Source organism: Buchnera aphidicola (Cinara splendens) (genome assembly GCF_900698975.1).
Taxonomy (GTDB): domain Bacteria; phylum Pseudomonadota; class Gammaproteobacteria; order Enterobacterales; family Enterobacteriaceae; genus Buchnera_F; species Buchnera_F aphidicola_AI.
Genome location: NZ_LR217724.1, coordinates 1 through 2,704 on the forward strand (window position 1 = coordinate 1; position 2,704 = coordinate 2,704).

The 2,704-nt window shown below is 36.2% G+C and carries 2 protein-coding genes; both read right to left on the bottom strand.

Annotated elements, in window-relative coordinates; all coding sequences use genetic code 11:
* Positions 1-207 precede the first annotated feature (207 nt).
* Complete coding sequence (locus tag BUCISPPA3004_RS02080; RefSeq protein ID WP_154049083.1) at positions 208-792, bottom strand: aminodeoxychorismate/anthranilate synthase component II; 585 nt, start codon at positions 790-792, stop codon at positions 208-210.
* 4 nt (positions 793-796) lie between these two features.
* Positions 797-2,371 carry an anthranilate synthase component 1 gene (locus tag BUCISPPA3004_RS02085; protein ID WP_154049084.1) on the bottom strand — a complete coding sequence of 525 codons (1,575 nt, stop codon included), beginning with the start codon at positions 2,369-2,371 and terminating at the stop codon, positions 797-799.
* Positions 2,372-2,704 lie beyond the last annotated feature (333 nt).

The following is a 2,704-nucleotide window of genomic DNA, read 5'->3' on the forward strand; positions in this document are numbered from 1 at the left end:
CAACGTGCACTCATGCATTAGTTTATGAAAAGAATGATCTTGTTTATTCATTCAATTAGAAATTAAAAATTAATAAAAATCTCTTTATTTTAGTCTAAAAAAAAAGTTATGCACATAGTTATGCACATAGTTATGCACATAAATTCTGTTCATCGGTGCAAAAATGTTGAAAAAAAATGCTATAAGCATAGTTTTTTAATTCATAGTTCAACAGGTTTGACGCAACCAAGCGAGTGTTTTTTGCAGTATATTGGATCCCAATGGTGTTAAAATAGATTCAGGATGAAATTGTAAACCACAAATACGGTCATATATGTGTTTCACTGCCATAACCGCCGTTTTGCAGCGAGCATTCACACAAAGAGTAGAAGGGACAGAGGTACACAGGAGAGAGTGGTACCGAGCTACTACTAGCGGATTAGGCAGCGTAGAAAACATATCCTGCTGGTCGTGCAGAATGCAGGATGTTTTTCCATGCACAATGTCGGATGTTGCATCTACTCGACCTCCATACACACATACAATTGCTTGATGTCCTAAGCAAATACCTAGTATTGGAATTTTTCCTTTTATTAAGTCAATTAATTCCAGCATACATCCTGCTGTACTTGGTGTTCCTGGACCAGGAGAAAGCACCACAATAGGATGATCCATACCTTCAAGCACTGAAATGAGAGTAGGTAACGGTGTAGTATTGCGATATACAGCAACTTTTTGACGAAATATTCGTAACGAATCGACTAAATTATATGTAAATGAATCTAAATTATCTAATAAAAGAACTTCGGACACAGTATTATTCTCCTACATCAATACGATGGGTATTACAAATAGATTGTAAAACAGCACTAGCTTTATTTTTACCTTCTTCTATCTCTTCATGAGTGATAGAATCATATACAATACCTGCTCCAGATTGTATAGTTGCTGTATTTTTTTGAACAAATGCTGAACGAATGACAATACATGCATCGAACGATCCAGAACCAGTAAAATATCCAACAGAACCTCCATATGCTCCTCTATTCACATTTTCGTGTTGTGCAATTAATTGCATAGCGCGCAATTTAGGAGCTCCAGTCAGCGTTCCCATATTCATGCAGGATTGATAGGCATGAAAAACATCTAAGTCATCTCGTAAAACTCCAGTGATAGAGGATACTAAATGCATAACATGAGAATATTTTTCTACATCCATTAATTGCGACACAAAGCGACTACCTGTTCGGCATACTTTTGCCAAATCATTGCGCGCTAGATCAACCAACATAAGGTGTTCTGATAATTCTTTTGGGTGAGTACGTAAAGATAATTCAAGACGGTTATCTAGATCAGGGTCGATGCTTCCGTCTACATTTAGACCGCGTGGACGAGTTCCAGCAATAGGGTGTAGTTGAACAATACGACCATCAGGATTGTATTGTAAGTAGCTTTCAGGTGATGCTCCAAACAACGTAAAATGGGTATCCTGCATGAAAAACATGTATGGACTCGGATTCATACGCTTCAAAACAACATAAGCAGAGAAAGGATGCGTGCATGCGCAATAAAATTGACGAGAAGGAACTACTTGAAACACCTCTCCTTGTTTAATAAATTCATGCATACGATCAATAGTTCTTGCATATATAGAATCACTCATATTGCTCTTTACTCGTGTTTTTTCAGAAGAGATTGGAACCTGCAGATCAATCAGAGAGGAAGATCTATTTTTTTGCATTATCTCGCTTAATTGCTGCATACGTGTGTATAAACGACGTCTCTCCTGGTGATCAGAGGTGAACACATGCACCTGTATCTGCATATCTTTTTTAGTATGATCAAAGCTCACCATGGACTCTGCTAGATAAAAACACAGATCAGGACAGGGAGCGCGCTCATTTATATGAGGAATATATTCGAATGAATGGATTAAATCATAGGACAATAATCCCCCACAAAACAGCGATTTCACCGATCCGTGGGCTGCTTGTACTACCTTTATCAGCCAGCGAAAACAATCGAAAATAGATGGATACAATAATCGTTTATCCTCTTCAACATGAGTAGTATTCAATGAAAATTGCATGATTCGAAGATATTTCGTGGTTTTTAAAACAATATCTGATGGAATCACAGTATCTAGTTGTGTCAGCAAAGAGACACCGTTTTTTGTCAGCGCTCTGATTTTTAATCTATTGCGTACCGCAGTGATACGTAAAGCGCTATCCACAATAATTGTACTGATCGTTTGTTTTTTAGTGCTGGTTTCAGAAGACTCTAATAACAATGTATTTTTTTTTTCTGCACATATTCGATGGAATATTTCTGCTGGATTCGCGGTGTATCGAGAACCTTCTTGCCAGGTAGTGACGGTATACGGTGTAGGCACAACTGTTTCCTCGTGTAGATAGAAATAATAAAATGAGTATGCAATACTATTGTATCTGTTTACGGATGAAAAAAAAGATCACTGATTTATTGAGTACAGTGTACGTACTGTATATCTGAGATAATTTTCATAACATTCATAATCACGGTATCAACATATATATTTTTGTTACAGTAATAACATATATATTATGCATCTATCGTAGTCAACGTGCACTCATGCATTAGTTTATGAAAAGAATGATCTTGTTTATTCATTCAATTAGAAATTAAAAATTAATAAAAATCTCTTTATTTTAGTCTAAAAAAAAAGTTATGCACATAGTTATGCACA